The organism is Variovorax sp. GW821-FHT10D07, assembly GCF_059415325.1.
Genome location: NZ_JBWKMZ010000008.1, coordinates 298,126 through 319,434, shown reverse-complemented (window position 1 = coordinate 319,434; position 21,309 = coordinate 298,126). Strand labels below are relative to the sequence as shown.

Genomic DNA, 21,309 nt, shown 5'->3' with positions numbered 1-21,309 from the left:
TTGACCCGGATTCGCCGCATTCATAGCATCGCCCCCGCTATTGAAGCGACTCCAAATCTTTTTTCTGATCAAGGGGAGATAGATGACATTCCGGTCGACTGTTCTTCATTTGACATTGCTGTTGAGCATTGTCACCAGCGGCTGTTCGGACGGCAACGCCAACGCGTTCTTTTACAGCAGCACATTGGACCAAAAAACCAAGGACGAGCAGCCCGCGGTGCTCAAGACCCTGGAGGAATTGGTCAATATCGAAAGCGGCACCAATGACGCCATCGGGATTCCCGAAATGGGCAATTACCTCGAAGGGCGCCTCAAGGCACTCGGCGCCGAGGTCACGAGGACACCCGCCACCAGCGGCGTGGTCGGCGACATCATCGTCGGTCAATTCAAGGGTAGCGGCGGCCGCCACATCCTGATGATGGCGCACATGGACACGGTCTATGTGCGCGGCTCGCTGGCCAAGGCGCCATTCCGCATCGATGGCGACCAGGTTCTCGGCGCCGGCATTGCCGATGCGAAGGGCGGCATCGCGACCATCCTGCACACGCTGGCATTGTTGAAGGCGCAGAGCTTCCAGCAGTTCGGCACCATCACCGTGATGTTCAACACCGACGAGGAAAAGGGCTCGCTGGGGTCGAACGAACTGATCCAGAAGCTCGCGGCGCAGAGCGACATCGTGCTGTCGTACGAAACCGGCTTTCTCTATGAGGGCGTGGAATTCTTTCCCACCGGCAAATCGGGCGTGGCCGTGGTGGAGGCCCGGGTTCAGGGCAAGGCCTCGCATGCGGGGGCCGCGTCCCCGACGGCGGTGAACTCGATGACCGAGGCCGCGGACCTGATCCTGCGAACCCAGGACCTGCAGGACCCCAAGCAGGAGCGCCTGTTCAACTGGACCATGATCAAGGGCGGCAGCGCCGCCAACATCATTCCCGATCTCACGGTGGTGACCGGCGACATACGCTATGGCCGCAACGAGGATCTTCCGCTGCTGGAGGCCGGACTCAACGAGCGCGCGCAGAAGAAGCGCCTCGAAGGGGCGGCCATCGACCTCAAGGTGACGCGCCTGATCCCGCCCTACAACGCCACGGAAGCGGGCCGCGCCGTGATGAACAGGGCGAGCGCGATCTATGCCGAGGTCGGCGCCAAGCTGATGATCGTGGACGTGCGCTCGGGCGGCGGCTCGGACGCGGGCTGGGCCGCGCTCTCGGGCAAGCCGGTACTCGAGAACCTGGGCCTGCCCGGCGGCAACCAGCATGCCGATGCCGGTGAGTACGTGCTGGCCTCGGCCATACCGCGCCGGCTCTACCTGTCGGCGCGCCTGGTCTCGGAGCTCGGGCAAGGGCTCTGAGCGAGGACCAAGGTCTACCGATTCAGTCGATTACCGACCGATCCGGTAAGCGCCTGCGATAGACTGCAGGCCGATGCCCAAGCCCACCCGCTCCCAGATCGACGCCGAAATCATCGACCGCGCCGCGGGCCTGTTCGCCAAGCACGGCTTCGCCCACACCTCGCTGCAGCAGATCGCGGATGCGGTCAACTATTCGAAGGCCGGGCTGCTGCATCACTTCCCGAGCAAGCAGGCGATCTACGACGCGGCGCTGCAGACCTGCCGCGACCAGGCGCAGGCGCTGCTCGATGCGGTCGGGCACCTGCCGCCGGGCGCGGCGCGCGAGCGGGTGGTGGTGGAGGCCTCGGTCGATCAGACCTACGAATGGCCCGGCGTGTCGGCGCTCGCGAACCGGCTCGCCGACAACGGCAAGGGCACCGATCCCGCTTTGACCGAGATGGCGTTGATGGTCTACAAGGCGCTCGGCATCGACCTGCAGGCCACCACCATGGAGCGCATCGTGCGCGTCACGAGCGCGCTGTCGGGCCTCGGCGCTTCGGCGATGGTCGCGGCCCACGTGGGGCTGCAGCGCGAATGGCGCACGCCCATCATCGAAGCGGCCATGGACGCGCTCGGCCACGGCGGCAAGCCGCAGCGCCCGGCACGCAAGCGCGCCTAGTCTTTCGCGCCGGGCCGGCCCTCAGAGGCCGCCGATCAGTCCGCTGAGCTTCGGCGCGAAGACGCCGTAGCCCATGCTCACCGACACGCGCAACTCGGGCATGAAGGCCGCGAAGGACATGCCGAACCCGACCAGCCCGCCGACCACCAGACCGAGCACGGCGAGCGCTCTCCCGTGCTGCTTGAGGATCGACAGGGTGGCGTGGAGGAAGGTCAATGCGGTGTTCCTTGAAGGCGGAGCACCGGATTATTCAACCAATTCGGTTGGATTTCAACCATTTTGGTCGAGATCGATGGAGAGACTTTTCAAGCCGCGGGCAGAAACTTCCTCACATGCGCCGCGAAAGCCGCGGTCAGGGCGGTCGGTGCCTCGCGCGCCAGGGCCAGCGTGACGCCCACGCTCGGCAGCTCGGGAAAGCCGTCGCTCGCGTCGAGGATCTGCAGGTCCTCGGGCACGGCCGTGCGCGTGAGCACGGTGACGGCTTGGCCCGAACGCGCCATGCCCACCAGGCCCGACAGGCTGCTGCTCGCATAGGCGAGCCGGTAGGCGCGGCCCGCGGCCTCGAGCGCACGCCGCGGCAGCAGGTGGTCGAGCGCATCGGGCGCGCCGAGCGCGAGCGGCAGCGGGTCGAGGGCGACGGCGGCGCTGCCGCGCTGCGCGACCCACACCAGCGGTTCGTGGCGGATCAGGTCGGCGCCCGCGGCATCGGCGGCCACCGACACCAGCGCGAGATCGACCGCGTGCCGCGCCAGGAGCTCGTGCAGCCGCGGCGTGGGCGCGCACATCACCTCGAGCTGCACGCCCGGATGCAGGCTCGCGAAGCCCTGCAGCAGGTAGGGCAGAAACACGACCGCGTAGTCGTCGGGGCAGCTGAAGCGCAGCACGCCCGACAGCTGCTGTCCGCGCAGCTCGGCCAGTGCCTCGTCGTGCCGCCGCAGCAGTTCGTTGGCGCGCACCAGCAGGCGTTCGCCGGTCGCGGTGAGCGTCACGCCACGGCCGGTGCGGTGCAGCAGCGGCTGCTCGACGATGCCCTCGAGCTTCTGCATCTGCATGCTCAGTGCCGATTGCGTGCGGCCCACGCGCAGGGCGGCCTGGCCCAGCACGCCGGTCTCGGCGATGGCGACGAAGCTGCGCAGCAGGTCGATGTCCAGCGATTGGCTCACGGCATGAGTTCCCTTGATAGCTGATCTCAAAACAATTCGCTTCCATGCGCGCGGGGCGCCGCGTAACGTGGGCATTTTGATCGGGAAGCACCCCATGAGCAGGAACGACGACCCCCAGTTCTGGCAACAGGCACAGCGCCATCTCGTGCGCTACGGCGGCAGCTTCGAGCCGCTGATCATCGAGCGCGCGCAAGGCTGTTTCGTCTACGACGCCGACGGTCGCGCCATCCTCGACTTCACCTCGGGCCAGATGAGCGCGCTGCTCGGGCATGCGCATCCCGAGATCGTCTCGGTGGTGTCGGAGCATGTGCGCACGCTCGACCACCTGTTCAGCGGCATGCTGTCGCGCCCGGTGGTGGCATTGGCCGCGGAGATCGCGCGCCATGCGCCCGGTGCGCTCGAACGCTGCCTGCTGCTGAGCACCGGCGCCGAATCGAACGAAGCGGCGCTGCGCATGGCCAGGCTGGTGACCGGTGGCCACGAGGTGGTGGCCTTCACGCAGTCGTGGCACGGCATGACCGGCAGCGCGGCGGCCGCGACCTACAGCGCGGGCCGCAAGGGCTACGGTCCGGCGGCGGTCGGCTCGTTCGCGATCCCGGCGCCCAATGCCTACCGGCCGCGCTTCGCGACGAAGGAGGGCGAACTCGACTGGCGCCGCGAACTCGACGACGGCTTCGAGCAGATCGACCGCCAGTCGACCGGCGCGCTCGCGGCCTTCATCGCCGAGCCCATCCTCAGCAGCGGCGGCATCCTCGAGCTGCCGCCGGGCTACATGGCGGCGCTCAAGAAGAAGTGCGAGGAGCGCGGCATGCTGCTGATCGTCGACGAGGCGCAGACCGGCGTGGGCCGCACCGGCCTGATGTTCGCGTGCGACCGCGACGGCGTGGCGCCCGACATCCTGACCCTGTCGAAGACCCTGGGCGCGGGCCTGCCGCTGGCCGCGATGGTGACCACGGCCGCGATCGAGGACGAGGCCCATGCGCGCGGCTTCCTGTTCTACACCACGCACGTCTCCGATCCGCTGCCCGCGGCGGTCGGCCTGAAGGTGCTCGAGGTGGTCGAGCGCGACGGGCTGGTCGAGCGCGCGCGCGTCGCGGGCGAACGGCTGCAGCAGGGGCTGCGGCGGCTGCAGTCGCGCCACGAATGCATCGGCGACGTGCGCGGGCGCGGCCTGCTGCTCGGCCTCGAAGTGGTCAAGAGCCGCGAAACGCGCGAGCCGGCCTTCGAACTCGGCGAGGCCGTCACGCGCGAATGCATGAAGCTGGGCCTGAGCATGAACATCGTGAAGCTGCCCTCGATGGGCGGTGTGTTCCGCATCGCGCCGCCGCTCACGATCAGCGACAGCGAGATCGACCTCGGCCTCGAACTGCTCGACAAGGCCATCGCCACAGCGGTGCGTTTGCAGCCGGCTTCCTGAGCGATCGCCCGGACCTTCAGCCCGGCTTAAGTTTCGCGAACGATACTGGCTTCGACGGTCTTTCGGCGTTGGTAGAGGTCGCTTCGGCACCCGCTGGCTTGCAGCGGTTCCTCGAGCCTGAGGTCGTCACGAATTCCGCGGGACGGCGCACAGGATTGCGCCGGCGCCGACAACCGGCGCCTGCCGTCTTCCTACGTTCCGCCCGACGCGCCATCGCAGGATGGCCCCATGACAAAGGCATCCGCGGACCCGGCGGTCCACATCGGCATCTCCGGCTGGCGCTATGCCCCATGGCGCGGCAAGTTCTATCCCGCCGGGCTCGCGCAGCGGCAGGAACTCGCCTTCGCCTCGCGCGTGCTGCCGACCATCGAGATCAACGGCTCCTTCTATTCGCTGCAGCGGCCTTCGTCGTACGAGGCCTGGCGCGACGAGACGCCCGCGGGCTTCGTGTTCGCGGTCAAGGGGCCGCGCTACATCACCCACCTGCGGCGCCTGAACGACGTGCGGGTGCCGCTCGCGAATTTCTTCGCCTCGGGGGTGCTCGCGCTGGGCGACAAGCTCGGGCCGATCCTGTGGCAGTTCCCGCCGCGCATGACCTGGGAGCTCGAGCGTTTCGAGGCCTTCTTCTCGCTGCTGCCGGCCACCACCGCGGCCGCGCTGAAGCTGGCGCGCGAGCACGACGACAACGTGGCGGGCCGCACCTGGCTGCACGGCGGCGGGCGGCGGCGCCTGCGACATGCGGTCGAGGTGCGCGACTCGAGCTTCGTCGACCCGGCCTTCATCGCGCAACTGCGCCGCCACGGCATCGCGCTCGTGGTGGCCGACACGGCGGGCCGCTGGCCGCTGCTCGAGGACCTCACGGCCGACTTCGTCTACCTGCGGCTGCATGGCGACAAGACGCTCTATGCGAGCGGCTACGGCGAACCGGCGCTCGCGCACTGGGCCCGGCGCATCGCGGCCTGGCGCCAGGGGCGGCAGGTGCGCGACGCGAAGCGCGCTTCGAAGGTGGCGGCACCGCGGGGCGCGCGCGAGGTGTTCTGCTACTTCGACAACGACATCAAGGTGCATGCGCCCTACGACGCGGCGCATCTGGCGCAGGCGCTGGGCCTGCCGGCACGGCTGGAGGAGGGCGCGCGCGACCGCTTCGCGCTGCCGCCAGGGATCTCGCTGCGGCCGGCGCGGAAGAAGAAGGCGTAGGACGCCCGCACGGCCACGCTCGCCTGCCAAGTGCATCCAGGTTGCAGCAGCGTCCTACAGGGGGCCCGGGGGGCGCGCCCTACTTTCGGTGTCCCGAGGTCACCGACGAGGCGAGCATGCCGAGACCGAACGAGCAGGACGAAGACCGCGCCGGCGCCAGCGCAGGCGCTGAGCCTCCCGCCAAGCGCGGCTTCCTGAACCGCCTCGGCCCCGGTCTCATCACGGGCGCCGCCGACGACGACCCCAGCGGCATCGCCACCTACACCCAGGCCGGCGCGCAGTTCGGCTATGGCATGGGCTGGACCCTGCTGCTGACCTATCCGCTGATGGTGGGCATCCAGCTCGCGAGCGCGCGCATCGGCCGCACCACGGGGCGTGGGCTCACCTCGGCCTTCGCCGCCTTGTGGCCGCGCCCGGTGGTGTTCTTCGCGGTCGTGCTGCTGCTGGTCGCCAATGTCGTGAACCTCGCGGCCGACATCGGCGCCATGGCCGAGGTCGCGCGGCTGGGCCTGGGCGGACCCGAGGCGCTCTATGCGCTGGGCTTCGGCCTGCTGTCGCTGGCGCTGCAGGCCTGGCTGCCGTACCACCGCTACGTGCGCGTGCTCAAGTGGCTCACGCTTTCGCTGCTGGCCTACGTGGGCGTGGCGCTGGTGGCGCACGTCGACTGGAAGGCCGCGCTCGTGGGCGCGCTGGTGCCGCGCATGCACTGGGATGCCGAGAGCATCAAGATGGTGGTGGCGATCCTCGGCACCACGATCAGCCCCTACCTGTTCTTCTGGCAGGCGGCGCAGGAGGTGGAGGAGATCGAACGCATTCCCGAGGACCATGCGCTCCGGACCCACCCCGCGCAGGCCCGCGCGCAACTGCGCCGGCTGCGGCTCGACACCTGGGTCGGCATGGGCTTCTCCAACGCGATCGCCTTCTCGATGATCGTGGCCTCGGCCGCCACCCTGCATGCCCACGGCCAGACCGACGTGAGCTCGACCGCGCAGGCGGCCGAGGCCTTGCGCCCGGTGGCGGGCAGCGCGGCCTTCGCGCTGTTCGCGCTGGGGATCATCGGCACGGGCCTGCTGGCGCTGCCGGTGCTCGGCGGTTCGGCCGCCTATGCCTGCGCCGAATTCCTGCGCGTGCGCCGCGGGCTCGAGCAGCCGGTCGGCGCGGCACCAGCCTTCTACGGCATCCTCGCGGCCGCCATGGTCTGCGGCATCGGCATCAGCCTGTGCGGCGTCGATCCGATGAAAGCGCTGGTGTGGGCGGCGGTGATCAATTCGCTGATGTCGGTGCCGATCATGGTCGGCGTCATGTGGGCCGCCGGCGGCCGCCGCCTCATGGGCGAGCTGGTGCTGCCGCTGCCCTGGAGGGTGCTGGTCTGGGCCGCGACCGCGGTCATGGCGCTGGCGACCGTGGCCTTTCTCTGGACCAGCCTGCGTTCCTGAGCGCTGCCTGCCCGCGGCCTGGGCCCCCGTTCCCACTCCCACCGATTCCCGTAGGACTTAGTCGGGTTTTGTAATCTAGTGTGTTTAATTGCAACGAGTGTTATATTTTTGGCGAGAAACACTATTTAACACTTAGGCATTCAATCAATGGCGGGCCGCGAGGCTTTCCGGGGATGTTTCATCGATGGAAGCGCTTGAATTGCCATTCGGATCGCCAAAAAGCCCCAGTTTGGTGCATTGCCTGCCGGCCGACCGCCGGTCCTCCGCGGACCGCCCATGACCGGTTTCAGCGCCTCGCCCCGCGACCGCCGGCCGCTGCTGAGCTTCAGCATCGAAGGGCTGCCGGCCCGTGACGAACTGCTTTTCAAGTCGTTGGTGCGGCTGCTCGACCACCGCACCCACCAGCACTGGGCCTGGCAGGTCGAGGGCGCCGACCTGCGCGTGGTGGGCGACCGGGCCGCGGTGCTGTCGGCCGAGGCGGCCGATTCGCCGCTGCCGCCCGTCCCGCTGCTGACGGTCGGCGACACGCCGCCGCCGCGCGGCCCCTTCCTGCGGCTGCCGCTGCATGCCGATGCGCTCGAGGCCATGCTCAACCGACTCGGCGCGATGGTGGTCCATGCGCGCGAACTGGGTCTCGCGGCATCGGCCGAACGCGGCGCGCGCGGCGAGGAATACCGGCTGCTGCGCTGGCCTTCGGTCGCGCTGCTCGACTCGCCCGTGCGCATGAAGCTCGCGACCCTGCTCGCGAGCCGCCCGTCCACGCTGGCGGCGCTGCAGCAGCGCTCGAACGCCAGCGCGCAGGAGTGCGCCGACTTCATCGCCGCGCTCGAGCGCGCCGGCTTCGTGGCGGGCCATGGCAGCGCCCCCTCGCGCGCGCCCGAATCGATCTGGCCCGATTCGCAGGTGCATCCCGGCAGCGAGGCGCCGCCCCCGGCGCGCGAAGGCGTGCAGCCCGGCCTGCTCGCGCGCATCCGCAGCCGCCTCGGGCTGCTGTCCTCGGGATCGCGCGCCTGATGCGCCGCGATCCGCCCCGCATGACCCCAACCGATTCCGACTGAGCGTGGAGCACAAGATCCTTTTCACCGGCACCATGGGCGCCGGCAAGACCACCGCCATCGCCGCGGTGAGCGAGATTCCGCCGGTCAGCACCGAGGTGCGCAACAGCGACACCTCGGTCGCCAAGGCCACCACCACCGTCGGCCTGGACTACGGCGAGCTCACGCTCGACAACGGCGAGAAGCTGCGCCTGTACGGCACGCCCGGGCAGATGCGCTTCGACTTCATGTGGCGCATCCTCGCGCGCGGCGCGCTCGGCCTCGTGATCCTGGTCGACAACAGCCGGCCCGATCCGCTGGCCGATCTCGAGGTCTACCTCGACGGCTTCGCCGAACTCATCGAGCAGACCGCCTGCGTGGTCGCGGTGGGCCGCACCGAGACCCATCCCGAACCCGGCCTCGACGCCTATGCCCAGCGCATGCAGGACAAGGGCGTGCTGTGCCCGGTGCTGCCGGCCAACGTGACCGATCCGCAGCAGGTGGTGCAACTGCTCGAACTGCTCCTGATCCAGCTCGAAGCCTGAGCGCCGCCTCTTTCTTTCCTTTCTCTTCCGACATGAACATCCCACCCCGCCTCAAGGACGCCGCCGAGTCCGCCGTCGACACGCTCATGCGCGAGATCAAGGGCGTGAAGGCCGTCGTGATCTCGACCGAGGACGGCCTCGAACTGGCCGCGCGCGTGGAGAACACCGCGCAGGTCGCGCGCCTGTCGGCCATCGCGAGCTCGCTGGCCGCGCTCGGCGCGGTGGCCGGCGAGGAGAGCGGCCTGGGCCAGTGCGAGAACGTCGCGATCGAGTCCGCGCTGGGCCACATCCTGATGCTGCAGGCGCGCCACGACGAGGCCGACCTGATCGTGAGCGTGGTCGCGGGCAAGGACGCGGTCATCGGCCAGGTCCTGTACTTCGCCAAGCAGGCGACGCTGGCGCTGCAGCGCGCCTGAGGGCGCGGGCCTTCTCTTCACTGTTACCAACCGGCCGCCGCTCATCACTCGCCCGGGTGGCGGCCGATCCTCAGGGCGATGGACTACGAAAGACACCGATGGCAAATATCAAGCAATCCATGGACGAACTGATGACGATCGACGGCGCGCTGTGCGCGGCGCTGGTCGATTCCGGCAGCGGCATGATCCTGGGTCAGGTCGGCTCGGGCGTGGACCTCGAAGTGGCGGCTGCGGGCAATACCGAGGTGGTGCGCGCCAAGAACAAGACCATGCGCGCGCTCGGCCTGAACGACACGATCGAGGACATCCTGATCACGCTCGGCCGCCAGTACCACATCATCCGCCCGCTGCAGAAGCACGAGGGCCTGTTCGTCTACCTGGTGCTCGACAAGTCGAAGTCGAACCTCGCGCTCGCGCGCCGCAAGACGCAGGACGTGGAGCAGGCCCTGGCCGTCTGACGCGGCGCGCGTCGGCAACGGACAATGCCGGCGGCACGCACCACGCCGCCGACCCCACGCCGGACTCCGCCGATTGAAGCCCTTTCCCCCCGCCCCGCCGTACCGCATCGTTGCAGCGGACCAGTTGCCGCCGGACCTCGAACAGGCCGCGGGGCTCGACTGGAAAGCCGCGCGGGTGCTGTCGTCCGCGCCCGCCGAGGCACCGCGCGACCAGGTCGCGCCGGCCCTGCCGCCGGCCGCGAGCTGGGCGCTCTACGACCTCGCGGCCGACCGGCTGCTGGGCCACGAGCCCGCGGCCGGCAGCTATCCGCCGGCCGGCCTCGCCAAGCTCGCGACCGCGATGCTGGTGGAGCGCAAGCTGGTCGCCGAACGGCGTGACCGCCGCGCCGAGCGCACGCCGGTCGCGGTCGGCGCCGAGGCCATGGTGCGGCTGTCGGTGCAGCGCCTGCTCGAAGCCGTGCTGATCGCCTCGTCCGACAGCGCGGCCTTCGCGCTCGCCGCCTGGCACAGCGGCACCACCGAGGCCTTCGTCGAGGCCATGAACCGGCAGGCCGCGGCCTGGGGCCTGCGCGACACCCGCTTCGCCTGCCCCGCGGGCCAGGACGAGAGCGCGCGCAGCAATGCCGGCGACGTGCTGCGGCTGGCCGCGCGGCTGATGCACGAGCATCCGGCGCTCGCGGCCATCGCGGGCAAGACCCGGCTCGATCCCTGGGAACAGGCGCTGCCCAACGTCAACCTGCTGCTGGGCACGGTGCGCGGTGTCGACGGCCTGGCCGCGGCCTTCTCGCCCGCGACGGGCGCGCACCAGATCGCCACCGCGGCGCACGAGGGCCGGCGCCTGCTGGCCGTGGTGCTCGGCGCGCCGGACCGCGTGGTCTGTGCCCGGCTCGCGGCGGCGCTGCTGCGCAAAGGGTTCTCGATGCCGGCGGCGGCGCCGGCACCGGCCTGAGCGCCGCGGCCCGCGGTCAGGCGCGGCCCGACATCGGCCACAGCCGCACGGCCAGCGCCGCGGCCGAGGAGACGATCGCCAGCGCCGTCACCGCGGCCCAGCCCCATTGCGCGAGTGCCAGCGCACCCACCGCGGAGCCGATCGCCATGCCGATGAACATGGCCGTGAACAGCACCGCGTTGAGCCGGCTGCGTGCGCCGGGCTCGATGCCGTAGACGATGGTCTGGTGCGCAATCAGCGTGGCCTGCACGCCGAGGTCGAAGCCGACCACCGCCACCACGATCACCGCGAGTTGCGCGCCCGGCGCCATCAGCGGCGCGAGCGCCATTACCGCGAACGAGACCACCACCAGCGCGGCGCCCAGCCGCGTCACCAGTTCCGGGCCGCGGCGGTCGGCCAGCCGGCCCGCGAGCGGCGCGGCCAGCGCACCGGCCGCGCCGGCCAGGCCGAAGGCGCCGGCCGCGGTGCTGCCGAGGTGGAAGGGCTCGCCGTGCAGCATCACGGCCAGCGTGGACCAGAAGGCGCTGAAGCCGATCGAGATCAGGCCCTGCGCCCAAGCCGCGCGGCGCAGCGCGCCATGGCGCTTCCACAGCGTGGCGAGCGAGCGCAGCAGCGCGCCGTAGGCCAGGTGCGTGGTGGCCTTGAAGCGCGGCAGCCCGCGCCAGGCGGCCGCGCCGATCAGCGCGATGCTGGCGGCGGCGGCCACGAACATCGTGCGCCAGCCGAAGTGCTCGGCCACGAAGCCGCTGACCACGCGCGACAGCAGGATGCCGAACAGCAGCCCGGTCATCACCGTGCCCACGGTCTTGCCGCGGCTGGCCTCGGGCGCCAGCGTGGCGGCGGCGGGCACGATGTCCTGCGCCATGGTGGCGGCCAGCCCGATCGCCAGGCTCGCGGCCAGCAGCATGCCGACCGAGGGCGAGGCGCCCGCGAGCAGCAATGCCACGCACAGCACGGCCGCCTTCGCGAGGATGATGCGGCGCCGGTCGTAGCGGTCGCCCAGCGGCGCCAGGAACAGGATGCCCAGCGCATAGCCGAGCTGGGTCAGCGTGGGCACGAAGCCGACCGTGCGCGTCGGCGCGCCGATGTCGGCCGCGAGCACGCCCAGCATCGGCTGGCTGTAATAGAGCGCGGCCACCGCGAAGCCGGCGCCGCTGGCGAGCAGCAGCACCAGCGAGGCAGGCAGGGCCGGCGCGGCCGGTGCCAGCGGTTCGGCACCCGCATGCGCTGCTTGAATGGAAGACATGGTATTTACCCTTGGGATTCGGCGGAAAGTGCGCGGAGTTTGCAGGGCTGAGCGCTCGAACGGTAGTCCTCGGCAGCGAACAACGTATATACGCCTGATGCATACAAGGCGCAAAATCGCGCCATGGCAACGAATTCCGCCCCCGCAACGCCCGCCGTTCCCGCCGCCAGCGCCCCGGCCGATCGTGTCGAGCTCATGCAGACCTTCGTGCGCATCGTCGAGGCCGGCAGCCTGTCGGCGGCCGCGGCCCAGCTCGGCATGAGTCAGCCCACCGTGAGCCGGCGGCTGCAGGCGCTCGAGCGTTCGCTCGGCCTGCGCCTGCTGCGGCGCTCCACCCATGGCATGAAGCTCACCGAGGACGGCGAGCGCTGCTTCGAGCGCGCGAAGGAGTTGCTGGCCGACTGGGCCGCCTTCGAGGACGAGCTGCGCGGCGCCGGCCGCGCGGCCGAGGGCACGCTGCGCGTGATCGCGCCGCATGCGCTCGGGCAGGACCTGCTGATGCATCCGCTGTACCGCTACCTGCGCGAGCATCCGCGCGTGGACGTCGAATGGCTGCTGCACGACCGGCGCCCCGACTTCATCACCGAGAACATCGACTGCGCGATCCAGGTCGGCGAGATCGACGACCCCTCGGTGGTGGCGCTCAAGCTGTCGGAGATCCCGCGCATCGTGGCCGCCGCGCCGGCGCTGATGGAAGGCCGGCCGCCGATCGCGCATGCCTCCGAGCTCGCGGCGCTGCCCTGGCTGGCGCTGCGCACCTTCTACCGCACCGAGCTGCGGCTCTCGCACGTGACCACCGGCGAGGAATGCCGCGTGCCGATCCGCCCGCGCCTGAGCACCGACGGCCTCTACGCGCTGCGCAACGCGGCCGTGCTGGGGCTCGGCGCCTGCATGGGCTCGGCCTGGCTGCTCAACGACGACATCGCGCGCGGCCGGCTGCTGCGGCTGGTGCCGCAATGGCAGGCGCCGCCGCTGCCGGTGTACCTGGTCTATCCGCAGACGCGCTTCCAGTCGGCCAAGCTGCGGCACTTCATCGAGGCGGTGCGCGCCGCGCTGCCGCGCGCGATCGACGTGGCCGATTCGCTCGCGGGCGTGGTGGCCTGAGGCACGGCGACGCCAGCGGAGGACTTCATGCTCACCCACAAGCAGTTGCGCTACTTCGTCGACATCGTCGATGCCGGCAGCTTCAGCCTCGCGGCGGAACGGCTCTACATCGCGCAGTCGGCGCTGAGCCGGCAGGTCAAGGAGATGGAAACGCAGCTGCAGGTGCCGCTGCTCGAGCGCGGCACGCGCCAGCTCGAGATGACGCCGGCCGGCCGCTCGCTGTATGCCGACGCGCGCCAGATCCTGCGCGCGCTCGATGCCGCCGCGCTGGGCGCGCGCCAGGCGCAGCGCGGCATCGAGGGCACGGTGCAGCTGCTGCATTCGAGCTCGGTGCCGCTGTCGCCCGCGCTGCTCGGCGCGCTGCGTTCGCATGCGCTGCGCTGTCCGGGCGTGGCGATCGAGGTCGCACAGGCCTCGTCCGAGCACCAGGCGCTCGACATCGCCGAGGGCCGCGCCGACATCGGACTCGCGCGCGCGCCGGTGCTGCGCCGCCATCCGGGCGTGGGCCATGCGCCGCTGTTCGACGAGCCGCTGGTGGTGCTGCTGCCCGCCGCGCATGCGCTGGCCGGGCGCGCGCGGCTGCGGCTCGCCGAGCTGCGCGCCGAGCCCTTCGTCGCGCTGCCGCACCGCGAGCGTGGCGGGCTCAGCCATGCGGTGGCAGAACTGTGCCGCGCCGAGGGCTTCGAGCCCGTGGGCGCGCAGGTGCGCTCGCGCAAGTGGTCGCAGCTCGCGCTGGTGCAGGCCGGCTTCGGCCTCGCGCTCGTGCCGGCCTCGATGGCCGCGCTGGCGCCCGCGGGCGTGCGCGCGCTGCCGCTCGACGGCGAGGGCTGCCGCAGCGGCGTGCTGGTGCTGTGGCGCGAGGGCGGGCCGCGGCATGCGCTCGCGCTGCGCGAGTCGCTACAGGCCGCGTTCGCGCCATCGATCTGATTTCGAGATCGCCGCGCGCCGCATTCGGCATTGGCGCGGCGCGCCGCGAGCGCCTAGATTCGCGTTCGCCGCCACGAAGCGAACGCCCATGACCTTTTCGTCGTCCCTGCAGCACCTGCTGCCCTTCACGCCGCCGCAGCTGCTGGCCATCTGCGCCGGCATCGTCGCGGCCTACGTGATCTTCGGCATCGCCGGCTTCGGCGCCGCGCTGGTCGCCGGGCCGGTGCTCGCGCAGTTCGTGCCGGTGGCCACGGTCGTGCCGCTGCTGGCGCTGCTCGATTTCGTCGCGGCCGTGGTCAACGTGAGCCGCGATGCCGGCGCGGCCGACCGCGCCGAGCTGCGCCGGCTGGTGCCGCTGATGGCGTTCGGCAGTCTCGTGGGGGCCGCGCTGCTGCTGCTCGGGCGGCCGCAGGCGATGCTGCTGGCGCTGGGCATCTTCGCGGTCGCCTATGCGCTGTATGCGCTCAGCGGCTGGCGGCCGGTCGCGCGGCTCTCGGCGCGCGCGGCCGTGCCCTTCGGCTTCGTCGGCGGCATCTTCTCGGCCATGTTCGGCAGCGGCGGCTTCATCTACGCGATCTATCTCGCGGGCCGCATCGACGAAAAGGAACGCGTGCGCGTCACCCAGTCCACGCTGATCGGCCTCAGCACGCTCACGCGCGCGCTGCTGTTCCTGGCAGCGGGCGTGTATGCCGAGGTCTCGATCCTCGCGCTGGCCGTGCTGCTGCTGCCCGCGATGCTGCTGGGCACCGCGCTGGGCCGGCGCATCACGCTGCGGCTGTCGCGCGAGCAGTTCCTGCGCGTGGTCGCGCTCGCGGTGCTGTGCTCGGGCGCCTTCCTGATCGTGCGCTACGCGATGGGCTGAAGCCCGTGCGCTCAGGCGGCCTGCAGCCGGGGCGGCGCGACCTCGGGTTCCGCGCGCGGTTCGGCGCGCCGCGCGGCGATCGCTTCGGCAAGGAACTCCGCGTCGCGCGCCACGCCCGAGAAACGCCCCGAACCCCAGGTGTGCAGCCACGGCAGCCCGAGGAAGTACAGCCCCGGCTCGCGCGTGACGCCGCGCTGGTGCACCGGGTGGCCGCGGCCGTTGAACACCGGTGCGTCGACCCAGGCGAAGTCGGGCGAGAAGCCGATGCACCACAGCACGCTGGTGATGCCCGCGGCCGCGAGATCGAGCCGGGTGCGTTCCTCGGCCGGCTCCCACACGGGTGCGTAGACCGAGGGCGGCGGCGCCTCGATGCCGTTGGCGGCGATGAACTTGTCGATCGAGGCGTTGATGCCGTTGTAGATGCGGTCGGCATGGTCGAGGTGCTCGCGCAGGTTGGGCTGGAACTGCAGCACGCCCTGGTCCAGGTCGGTCAGCAGGCCGAACAGCTCCATGCCCTCGCGCGCGAAGCGCCGCAGGTCGATGTCGCGCCCGCCGTCGCGGCCGGTCACGTAGTGGTTGGTGTTGTCGCGCACGCCCTCGCGCAGCGGATGGGCGGTGACCGGCATGTCGTAGTACTGCATGTCGGCCAGCCAGTCGACCACCTCGCGGCCGCGGTAGAAGCGCGCGCAGCGCGGTGCGTCGCCCGTGGCCAGGTAGACCTTGCGGCCGGCCAGGTGCAGGTCCTCGGCGATCTGCGCGCCCGACTGGCCGCAGCCCACCACCAGCACCGCGCCCTCGGGCAGTTGCGCGGGGTTGCGGTACTGCGCCGAGTGGTATTGCGCCACCGAGGCCGGCAGCTTCTCGGCCAGCCGCGGCACGATCGGCTTGTGGTAGCCGCCCGAGGCCACCACCACCTGGTCGGCGGTGTAGAGGCCGGCGTCGGTCTGCACCTCGTAGCGTCCGCGCTCGCCGCTTTGCGGCACGTGCACCACGCGCTGCACCGTCACGCCCTCGAGCGCGGGCGGCTTCACCTGCGCCACGAAGCCCGCGAGCCAGTCGTTGATCTGGTCCTTGACCATGAAGCCGTGCGGATCGTCGCCCTGGTAGGGCCAGCCCGGCAGTTGGCATTGCCAGTTGGGCGTGACCAGGCAGAACGAATCCCAGCGCTGCGTGCGCCAGCTGTGGACCAGGCTGCGCTTCTCGATCACGAGGTGGTCGATGCCGCGCTGCTGCAGGCAGTGGCTCAGCGACAGGCCGGCCTGGCCGCCGCCGACGATCGCCACGCTGTAGTGGCTGCGGCCGCCATAGGGATGCTCGGGATGGGTGGGGTGGGACATGGGGTCTCTCTTTCTCGATGGGGGCGCAAGGGGGAGGTCAGTCGAAGGCCAGCACGGTGACTTCGGCGGCGGGCTCGAAGCGCGCGGCGATGCGCTCGATCTCGGCGAGCTGGTCCATCGCCTGCGAACAGGCGAAGCCGTACTTCGCGCGCACGCGTTCGGAGGCGATGCCGAGCGCCTCGCGCGTGCGCCGCAGGAAATCGTCGAGCGCATAGCGTTCGCCGGGTGCGAGGAAGTCGCGCACCACCAGCGAAGGCGAGTAGCAGCGCGATTCGCTGGCATCGGGCCAGCGCACCTGGAAATGCATCACGGGCATAGGGCGGTCCTCGTTTCGATGGCGTGGGGGCGGCGCAGGCCTTCGCGGTAGAGGGCGACGTGCCGCTGCGCGCTCTCGGCCCAGCTGAAGTGCCGCGCGAGCCGGGCCGCCGATCGCGCGATGCGCGCGTCGTCGCGCCGCGCGAGCGCCTCGGCCAAGGCCTGCGCGATCGAGCCGGCATCGAGCGGGTCGGCCCAGCTCACGTCCTCGGGCGCGAGGTAGTCGGTGAAGGGCGCGATGCGCGAGGCCACCACGGGCCGCCCGCTCGCCAGGCCTTCGAGCACCACCAGGCCGAAGCCTTCGCGCAGCGAGGGCATCGCGACCACGTCGGCGAGCCGGTAGAGCGCGGGCATGTCCTCGTCGGCCAGCGGCCCGGTGAGCCGCACGGCGCGGTCCGGGCCTTCGGCCAGCCCGAGGCGTGCGAGCGCGCTGGCGAAGGCCTGCATGGTGGCGCTGTGGTCGAGCAGGCTCGCGCCGCCCGCGATCACCAATTGCGCATCGGCCTGGCCCGGGCGCTGCCGCAGCAGCGCGAAGGCCTCGAGCAGGCGCAGCGTGTTCTTGCGCTCCTCGACGCCGCCGACGGCCAGCACCAGCGGCGCGCCGGTGCGCAGACCGAGCCGCCGCGCGAGCGCCGCGTCGCCGGCCTGCATGCGCGGCGAGAAGCGCGCGGTGTCGATGCCGTTCGCCACCTCCTGCGCCGCGATCCGGTGGTGCCGAGCGAGATGCCCGCACCAGAGCCGGCTCACGCAGAACACCTGCCGCGCGCGGACGAAGGCCTGGTGCTGCCAGTGCGCGAGCTGCGCATCGGCGAAGTCGTCGAGGTGATGGACCGTGCGCACGAAGCCCTCGATGCGGCCCATGTCCTGCAGCCGCGCCAGCGCGTTGCCGCCGATCGAGTCGTGGGTGTGGAGCACGTCGAAGCGCTCGTGCTCGAGCAGCGCGCCCAGGTGGTCGACGAAGGCCGCGATGCGCGTGCGCACCATCGCCACCGTGTCGGCCGGCGTGCCGTGCACCGGCACGAGCTCGGCGCGGCAGGGCGGTTCGCGGAAGAAGCGCTGGCCCGGCGCGGCCGGCGCGAACACGGTGACGGCATGGCCGGCCTCGTGCAGCGCACGCGCGAGTTCCAGCGTGTGGACCACGCCGCCGCGCGGGTTGACCGAATGCGTCAGCAGCCCGATGCGCAGCGGGCGCTCGAGGTCGTCGTCAGCCATGGCGGGCCTCCTCGCGCAGGCCGGCCGGCACCGGCGGCTGGATGAAGGCATCGCGGCCGAAGTCCCACAGCAGGGCCTCCTCGCCATCGGCGCGCAGGCGCACGGTGCGACTGGGGTCCACGGTGCCGATCACGCCGCAGGCGATGTCGCGCGCCGCGAAGCGCGCGAGCACGCGCGCGAGCTGCGCGGGCGCGACGCTGAGCACGAAGCCGTAGCTCGGGAACGACGACAGCCAGCGCAGCAGCGGCACGCCCTCGGGCTTCGGCAGCGCATCGAGCTCGATCGAGGCGCCCACGCCCGAGCATTCGAGCAGCATCATCGCGGTGCCGACCGCGCCGGCCATGCTGATGTCCTTGCCGGCGCGGCACAGGCCGGCCTCGGCGAGCGCGGGCAGCAGCTCGAGGTCGGCGCGCAGCCGCGCGGCCGGCGCGCGCGTCGAGGCGTTCCAGTAGGGGAAGGGCTCCTCGTAGGCGCCGCGCAGGTCGGCCGCCATCACCAGCAGGTCGCCGGGCCGCGCATCGAAGCTCGTGATCAGCCGGCGCGCATGGCCGAGGATCGCGACCGCGAGCTGCGGCCGCTCGCTGCGGTTGTTGCTGTGGCCGCCGACGATCGGTACGCCGTAGCGCGCCGCGGCCTCGGCCATGCCGCCGAGCACCTGGTCGGCCGGGTTCATGCCGCTGCTCCACAGCGCGTCGACCACCGCGGTCGGGCGCCCGCCCATCGCGTAGATGTCGCTCACGTTGACCATCACGCCGCAGTAGCCCGCGAACCAGGGCATGCGCACGATGAAGTCCTCGACCAGCCCCTCGATCGCGAACAGCAGGTAGCCGCCGCGGCCGTCGGGAATGGCGGCGCAGTCGTCGCCCACGGGCACGGCCTGCGCGAGCGCCGCGTGGCCGCCGGGCAGCGAGCGGCCCAGCGCGGCCACCACCTCGCTGATATCGCGCTTGTGGGCGAAGCCGCGCGTGGCGCGCAGCGCTTCGGCGATCTCGGCGGCGCGGCTCATCGCGGCACCTTCGCGCGCGTGACGAAGCCGCTGACCGGATCGTGGCAGGGCGGATAGAAGCCGAGGTCGGCGCGCATGCGCGCATGCGGGCGGCCCTGCACCTCGCATTCGCCGAGCGTGGTCCAGCCGAGCTTGCGGAACAGCGGCTCGTTCTGCAGCTGCACCTGCGCGAGGAACAGCGTGCAGCCCAGCGCATGGGCGCGCGACACCGCGAGCCGGATCAGCGTCGCGCCCAGGTGGCCCTGGCTGCGGAAGGCCGGGTGCACCGCGAGCCGCGAGCCCCACCATTCGCTCCCGCTGCCGGTCCCCGCGGCGCCGCGATGGATGCGCACCGTGCCCACCACCTGCTCGGGCATGCCGGCGTTGCACGACATCGCCACCAGCAGCAGTGCATGGTCGTCGATCGCGTCGCGGTCGTCGCGCGCGAAGATGCCCTGCTCGATGCAGAACACGGCGCGGCGCAGCGCCATCGCCTCGTCGCGCTCCCATTGCTGGGAGGCCTCGCGCACGAGGTATTCGACCGGCGCGTAGGCCAGCGGCAGCTCGCTCCAGGCTTCGGCGGTCTTCATCTCAGGCCTCGTAGACGGACAGCGAAGAGCAGGCGCCGCACTTGCCGCAGCCGGCCTTGATGTCGGCCGAGCGCAGCCCGGCCGCCGCGACGCGCCGGCCCAGCGGCTCGAGCAGCGACTTCATGAACTCGGGCGTGGGGGCGGGATGGTCCTCGAGCGGCGTGCCGCTGATCGGCACGAAGGGCACGACGAAGGGGTAGACGCCGCGCGCGAGCAGCTCGTCGCAGATCGAGAGGATGGCCTCGCGCGAATCGCCGAGGCCCGCGAGGATGTAGGTGCTGACCTGGCCGCGGCCGAACACCGCCACCGCGGCCTCGAAGGCGCTCATGTAGCGCGACACCGGCACGCTGGCCTTGCCCGGCATGATGCGTTCGCGCACCTCGGGCGTGACCACCTCCAGGTGCATGCCCAGCGTGTCGATGCCTGCGGCCTTCATGCGCTGGAACCAGCGGTCGTCGTCGGGCGGCTCGCACTGGCCCTGGATCGGAATGTCGACCGCGGCCTTGATCGCGAAGGCGCTCTCGCAGAGCACCGCCGCGCCGCGGTCGGTGGCGTTGGGCGTGCCGGTGGTCAGCACCATGTGCTTCACGCCGTCGAGCAGCACGGCCGCGCGTGCCACCTCGGCGAGCTGCTGCGGCGTCTTGTGCGCGATGGTGCGGCCGGCCGCGAGCGACTGGCCGATCGCGCAGAACTTGCAGCTCTTGCGCCGGCTCTCGTAGCGGATGCAGGTCTGCAGCACGGTGGTGGCGAGCACGTCGCTGCCGTGCAAGGTGGCGATGTGCGAATAGGGCACGCCGTCGAAGGTCTGCATCGCATAGAAGCGCGGCTGGCGCGGAAAGGCGATGTTCGCGATCGGGATGCTGCCGCGCATCACGCGGCTCACGCCCTGCGCGTTCGGCGCCTCGGCCGTGAACGGCGAATGCCAGGCGCTCGCGGTGTGCACCGGCACCATGATCGTGTGGCCGTCGACCAGCACGGCCTTGTGGTCCGAGGGGCCGGCGCCGCCGCGGCGGCTGGCGGCCCCCGCGCCGGGATCAACCAGCCGCAACCCGAAGGACTGGAGCTCCGTCATCAGCTGGCGGCTGTCCACCGGCGCGGAATTCGGTGCGGGATTCGGTGCGAGGGCGGCGGTCGTCGTCATGGTCAGGGCTCCGTGGGTGGGAAGAAAGGGTGTGCATCGGCACGGTGGTGGCCGCGGGCCGGTCGTCGATGGCGAGCGAGAGCAGCTCGGGGCGCGCGTAGTGGCCCACCGAATCCATCATTCGCTTGCGCTTGGCGATCAGCGCCATGTCGAGGTCGGCGATCACCATGCCCTCGCCCTCGGTGAGCGGCGGCGCGAGATGCCGGCCCTCGGGCGAGACGATGGCCGTGTGGCAGCCGCCGCGCAGCGCCTTCTGCAGGTTGGGGTCGGGCGTGACGCTGCGGATCTGCTCGTCGCTGAGCCAGCCGGTGGCGTTGACCACGAAGCAGCCCGACTCGAGCGCGTGGTGGCGGATCGTCACCTCCATCTGCTCGGCGAAGATCGGGCCCACCAGCGAGCCCGGAAACTGCGCGCAGTGGATCTCCTCGTGCTGCGCCATCAGGCTGTAGCGCGCCAGCGGGTTGTAGTGCTCCCAGCAGGCCAGCGCGCCGACGCGGCCGAGGGCGGTGTCGACCACCTTGAGCCCGGCGCCGTCGCCCTGGCCCCAGACCATGCGCTCGTGGTAGGTCGGCGTGATCTTGCGGCGCTTGAGCGCGAGCGTGCCGTCGGCGTCGAACACCAGCTGCGTGTTGTAGAGGCTGCCGTGGTCGCGCTCGTTCACGCCGAGCACCACCACCACGCCGCGGGCGCGCGCCCGCTCGGCCACGGCCTGCGTGACCGGGCCGGGCACCACCACCGCGCGCTCGGCCAGCCGCAGGTGCGGCGCGCCCTGCAGCACCGGCGGCAGCACGAAGCTGAAGTAGGGGTAGTAGGGCACGAAGGTCTCGGGGAAGACCGCGAGCTGCGCGCCCTTTGAAGCGGCTTCGTCGATCGCGCTGCACACCCGATCGAGCGTGCCGTCGGGACGGTCGAAGTCCGGCGCGATCTGGATCGCCGCGGCGCGGACGATGCGGGGTGCGGTGGCCATCG

23 protein-coding genes are annotated in these 21,309 nt (G+C 71.3%); 13 read left to right on the top strand and 10 right to left on the bottom strand.

Translation table 11 applies throughout. The annotated features are described in order from the left end of the window. The first annotated feature begins 82 nt into the window (after window positions 1-82). Both AC07PU_RS23805 and AC07PU_RS23800 read left to right on the top strand, forming a co-directional pair. Window positions 83-1,348, top strand: a complete 1,266-nt coding sequence (locus tag AC07PU_RS23805; protein ID WP_495321019.1) for a glutamate carboxypeptidase — start codon at window positions 83-85, stop codon at window positions 1,346-1,348. Between the two features lie 73 nt (window positions 1,349-1,421). Further along, the gene (locus AC07PU_RS23800; protein WP_398498509.1) at window positions 1,422-2,006 is read left to right on the top strand and encodes a TetR/AcrR family transcriptional regulator; all 585 of its coding nucleotides are present in this window, start codon (window positions 1,422-1,424) and stop codon (window positions 2,004-2,006) included. Window positions 2,007-2,027: 21 nt separating this feature from the next. Here AC07PU_RS23800 and AC07PU_RS23795 read toward each other — a convergent pair whose 3' ends face one another. Beyond that, the gene (locus AC07PU_RS23795) at window positions 2,028-2,222 is read right to left on the bottom strand and encodes a hypothetical protein (RefSeq protein WP_093340795.1); all 195 of its coding nucleotides are present in this window, start codon (window positions 2,220-2,222) and stop codon (window positions 2,028-2,030) included. An 89-nt stretch (window positions 2,223-2,311) separates the two neighbouring features. Further along, on the bottom strand, window positions 2,312-3,169 hold the full coding sequence (locus tag AC07PU_RS23790) for a LysR family transcriptional regulator (protein WP_495321016.1): 858 nt from the start codon (window positions 3,167-3,169) through the stop codon (window positions 2,312-2,314). 94 nt (window positions 3,170-3,263) lie between these two features. On the opposite strand from AC07PU_RS23790, the gene AC07PU_RS23785 reads away from it, so the two are divergent. The 8 genes from AC07PU_RS23785 (at window position 3,264) to AC07PU_RS23750 (ending at window position 10,621) form a co-directional block, all read left to right on the top strand. After that, on the top strand, window positions 3,264-4,586 hold the full coding sequence (locus tag AC07PU_RS23785) for an aspartate aminotransferase family protein (protein ID WP_495321015.1): 1,323 nt from the start codon (window positions 3,264-3,266) through the stop codon (window positions 4,584-4,586). A 228-nt stretch (window positions 4,587-4,814) separates the two neighbouring features. Continuing rightward, window positions 4,815-5,783 carry a DUF72 domain-containing protein gene (locus AC07PU_RS23780; RefSeq protein WP_495321013.1) on the top strand — a complete coding sequence of 323 codons (969 nt, stop codon included), beginning with the start codon at window positions 4,815-4,817 and terminating at the stop codon, window positions 5,781-5,783. A gap of 116 nt (window positions 5,784-5,899) precedes the next feature. Next, window positions 5,900-7,219, top strand: coding sequence for an Nramp family divalent metal transporter (locus tag AC07PU_RS23775; RefSeq protein ID WP_495321011.1), 1,320 nt, complete (start codon window positions 5,900-5,902; stop codon window positions 7,217-7,219). A 276-nt stretch (window positions 7,220-7,495) separates the two neighbouring features. Beyond that, entirely contained in the window at window positions 7,496-8,233 is a 738-nt protein-coding gene (locus AC07PU_RS23770; protein ID WP_495321009.1) for a hypothetical protein, read from the top strand. Window positions 8,234-8,279: 46 nt separating this feature from the next. Continuing rightward, entirely contained in the window at window positions 8,280-8,798 is a 519-nt protein-coding gene (locus AC07PU_RS23765; protein WP_093340785.1) for a GTP-binding protein, read from the top strand. A gap of 32 nt (window positions 8,799-8,830) precedes the next feature. After that, window positions 8,831-9,214 (top strand): roadblock/LC7 domain-containing protein, encoded by a 384-nt coding sequence (locus tag AC07PU_RS23760; RefSeq protein ID WP_093340783.1) that lies wholly within the window; start codon window positions 8,831-8,833, stop codon window positions 9,212-9,214. 98 nt (window positions 9,215-9,312) lie between these two features. Beyond that, the gene (locus tag AC07PU_RS23755; protein ID WP_057595890.1) at window positions 9,313-9,672 is read left to right on the top strand and encodes a hypothetical protein; all 360 of its coding nucleotides are present in this window, start codon (window positions 9,313-9,315) and stop codon (window positions 9,670-9,672) included. Window positions 9,673-9,745: 73 nt separating this feature from the next. Further along, the gene (locus AC07PU_RS23750) at window positions 9,746-10,621 is read left to right on the top strand and encodes a D-alanyl-D-alanine carboxypeptidase family protein (protein WP_495321006.1); all 876 of its coding nucleotides are present in this window, start codon (window positions 9,746-9,748) and stop codon (window positions 10,619-10,621) included. A gap of 16 nt (window positions 10,622-10,637) precedes the next feature. Here the strand turns inward: AC07PU_RS23750 and AC07PU_RS23745 are convergent, their stop codons facing one another. Then, window positions 10,638-11,867, bottom strand: coding sequence for an MFS transporter (locus AC07PU_RS23745; RefSeq protein ID WP_398498517.1), 1,230 nt, complete (start codon window positions 11,865-11,867; stop codon window positions 10,638-10,640). 123 nt (window positions 11,868-11,990) lie between these two features. Here AC07PU_RS23745 and AC07PU_RS23740 point away from each other — a divergent pair, with 123 nt between their 5' ends. From AC07PU_RS23740 to AC07PU_RS23730, 3 genes are all read left to right on the top strand, one after another. Beyond that, window positions 11,991-12,971 (top strand): LysR family transcriptional regulator, encoded by a 981-nt coding sequence (locus tag AC07PU_RS23740; protein WP_495321004.1) that lies wholly within the window; start codon window positions 11,991-11,993, stop codon window positions 12,969-12,971. Between the two features lie 27 nt (window positions 12,972-12,998). Then, on the top strand, window positions 12,999-13,898 hold the full coding sequence (locus tag AC07PU_RS23735; protein WP_495321002.1) for a LysR family transcriptional regulator: 900 nt from the start codon (window positions 12,999-13,001) through the stop codon (window positions 13,896-13,898). Window positions 13,899-13,986: 88 nt separating this feature from the next. Then, on the top strand, window positions 13,987-14,760 hold the full coding sequence (locus tag AC07PU_RS23730; RefSeq protein ID WP_495321000.1) for a sulfite exporter TauE/SafE family protein: 774 nt from the start codon (window positions 13,987-13,989) through the stop codon (window positions 14,758-14,760). Between the two features lie 11 nt (window positions 14,761-14,771). Here AC07PU_RS23730 and AC07PU_RS23725 read toward each other — a convergent pair whose 3' ends face one another. From AC07PU_RS23725 to AC07PU_RS23695, 7 genes are read right to left on the bottom strand one after another with little or no spacing between them, the layout of a single operon-like run. Then, on the bottom strand, window positions 14,772-16,097 hold the full coding sequence (locus tag AC07PU_RS23725; protein ID WP_495320998.1) for an MSMEG_0569 family flavin-dependent oxidoreductase: 1,326 nt from the start codon (window positions 16,095-16,097) through the stop codon (window positions 14,772-14,774). 37 nt (window positions 16,098-16,134) lie between these two features. Beyond that, a complete protein-coding gene (locus AC07PU_RS23720; RefSeq protein WP_057594432.1) occupies window positions 16,135-16,413 on the bottom strand; it encodes an MSMEG_0570 family nitrogen starvation response protein in 279 nt (92 codons plus the stop codon). Further along, window positions 16,404-17,624: an MSMEG_0565 family glycosyltransferase gene (locus tag AC07PU_RS23715; RefSeq protein ID WP_495320996.1), complete on the bottom strand. Its 1,221-nt coding sequence runs from the start codon at window positions 17,622-17,624 to the stop codon at window positions 16,404-16,406. Before AC07PU_RS23715 ends, AC07PU_RS23720 begins: the two co-directional genes overlap by 10 nt. Beyond that, window positions 17,617-18,630 (bottom strand): sll0787 family AIR synthase-like protein, encoded by a 1,014-nt coding sequence (locus tag AC07PU_RS23710; RefSeq protein WP_495320994.1) that lies wholly within the window; start codon window positions 18,628-18,630, stop codon window positions 17,617-17,619. The genes AC07PU_RS23715 and AC07PU_RS23710 overlap by 8 nt, the downstream gene beginning before the upstream one ends. Continuing rightward, window positions 18,627-19,199, bottom strand: a complete 573-nt coding sequence (locus AC07PU_RS23705; RefSeq protein WP_495320992.1) for an MSMEG_0567/Sll0786 family nitrogen starvation N-acetyltransferase — start codon at window positions 19,197-19,199, stop codon at window positions 18,627-18,629. Before AC07PU_RS23705 ends, AC07PU_RS23710 begins: the two co-directional genes overlap by 4 nt. A 1-nt stretch (window position 19,200) precedes the next feature. Continuing rightward, window positions 19,201-20,271 carry an MSMEG_0568 family radical SAM protein gene (locus AC07PU_RS23700; protein WP_296787189.1) on the bottom strand — a complete coding sequence of 357 codons (1,071 nt, stop codon included), beginning with the start codon at window positions 20,269-20,271 and terminating at the stop codon, window positions 19,201-19,203. After that, complete coding sequence (locus AC07PU_RS23695; protein WP_495320990.1) at window positions 20,234-21,307, bottom strand: Nit6803 family nitrilase; 1,074 nt, start codon at window positions 21,305-21,307, stop codon at window positions 20,234-20,236. Before AC07PU_RS23695 ends, AC07PU_RS23700 begins: the two co-directional genes overlap by 38 nt. Between the last annotated feature and the right edge of the window lie 2 nt (window positions 21,308-21,309).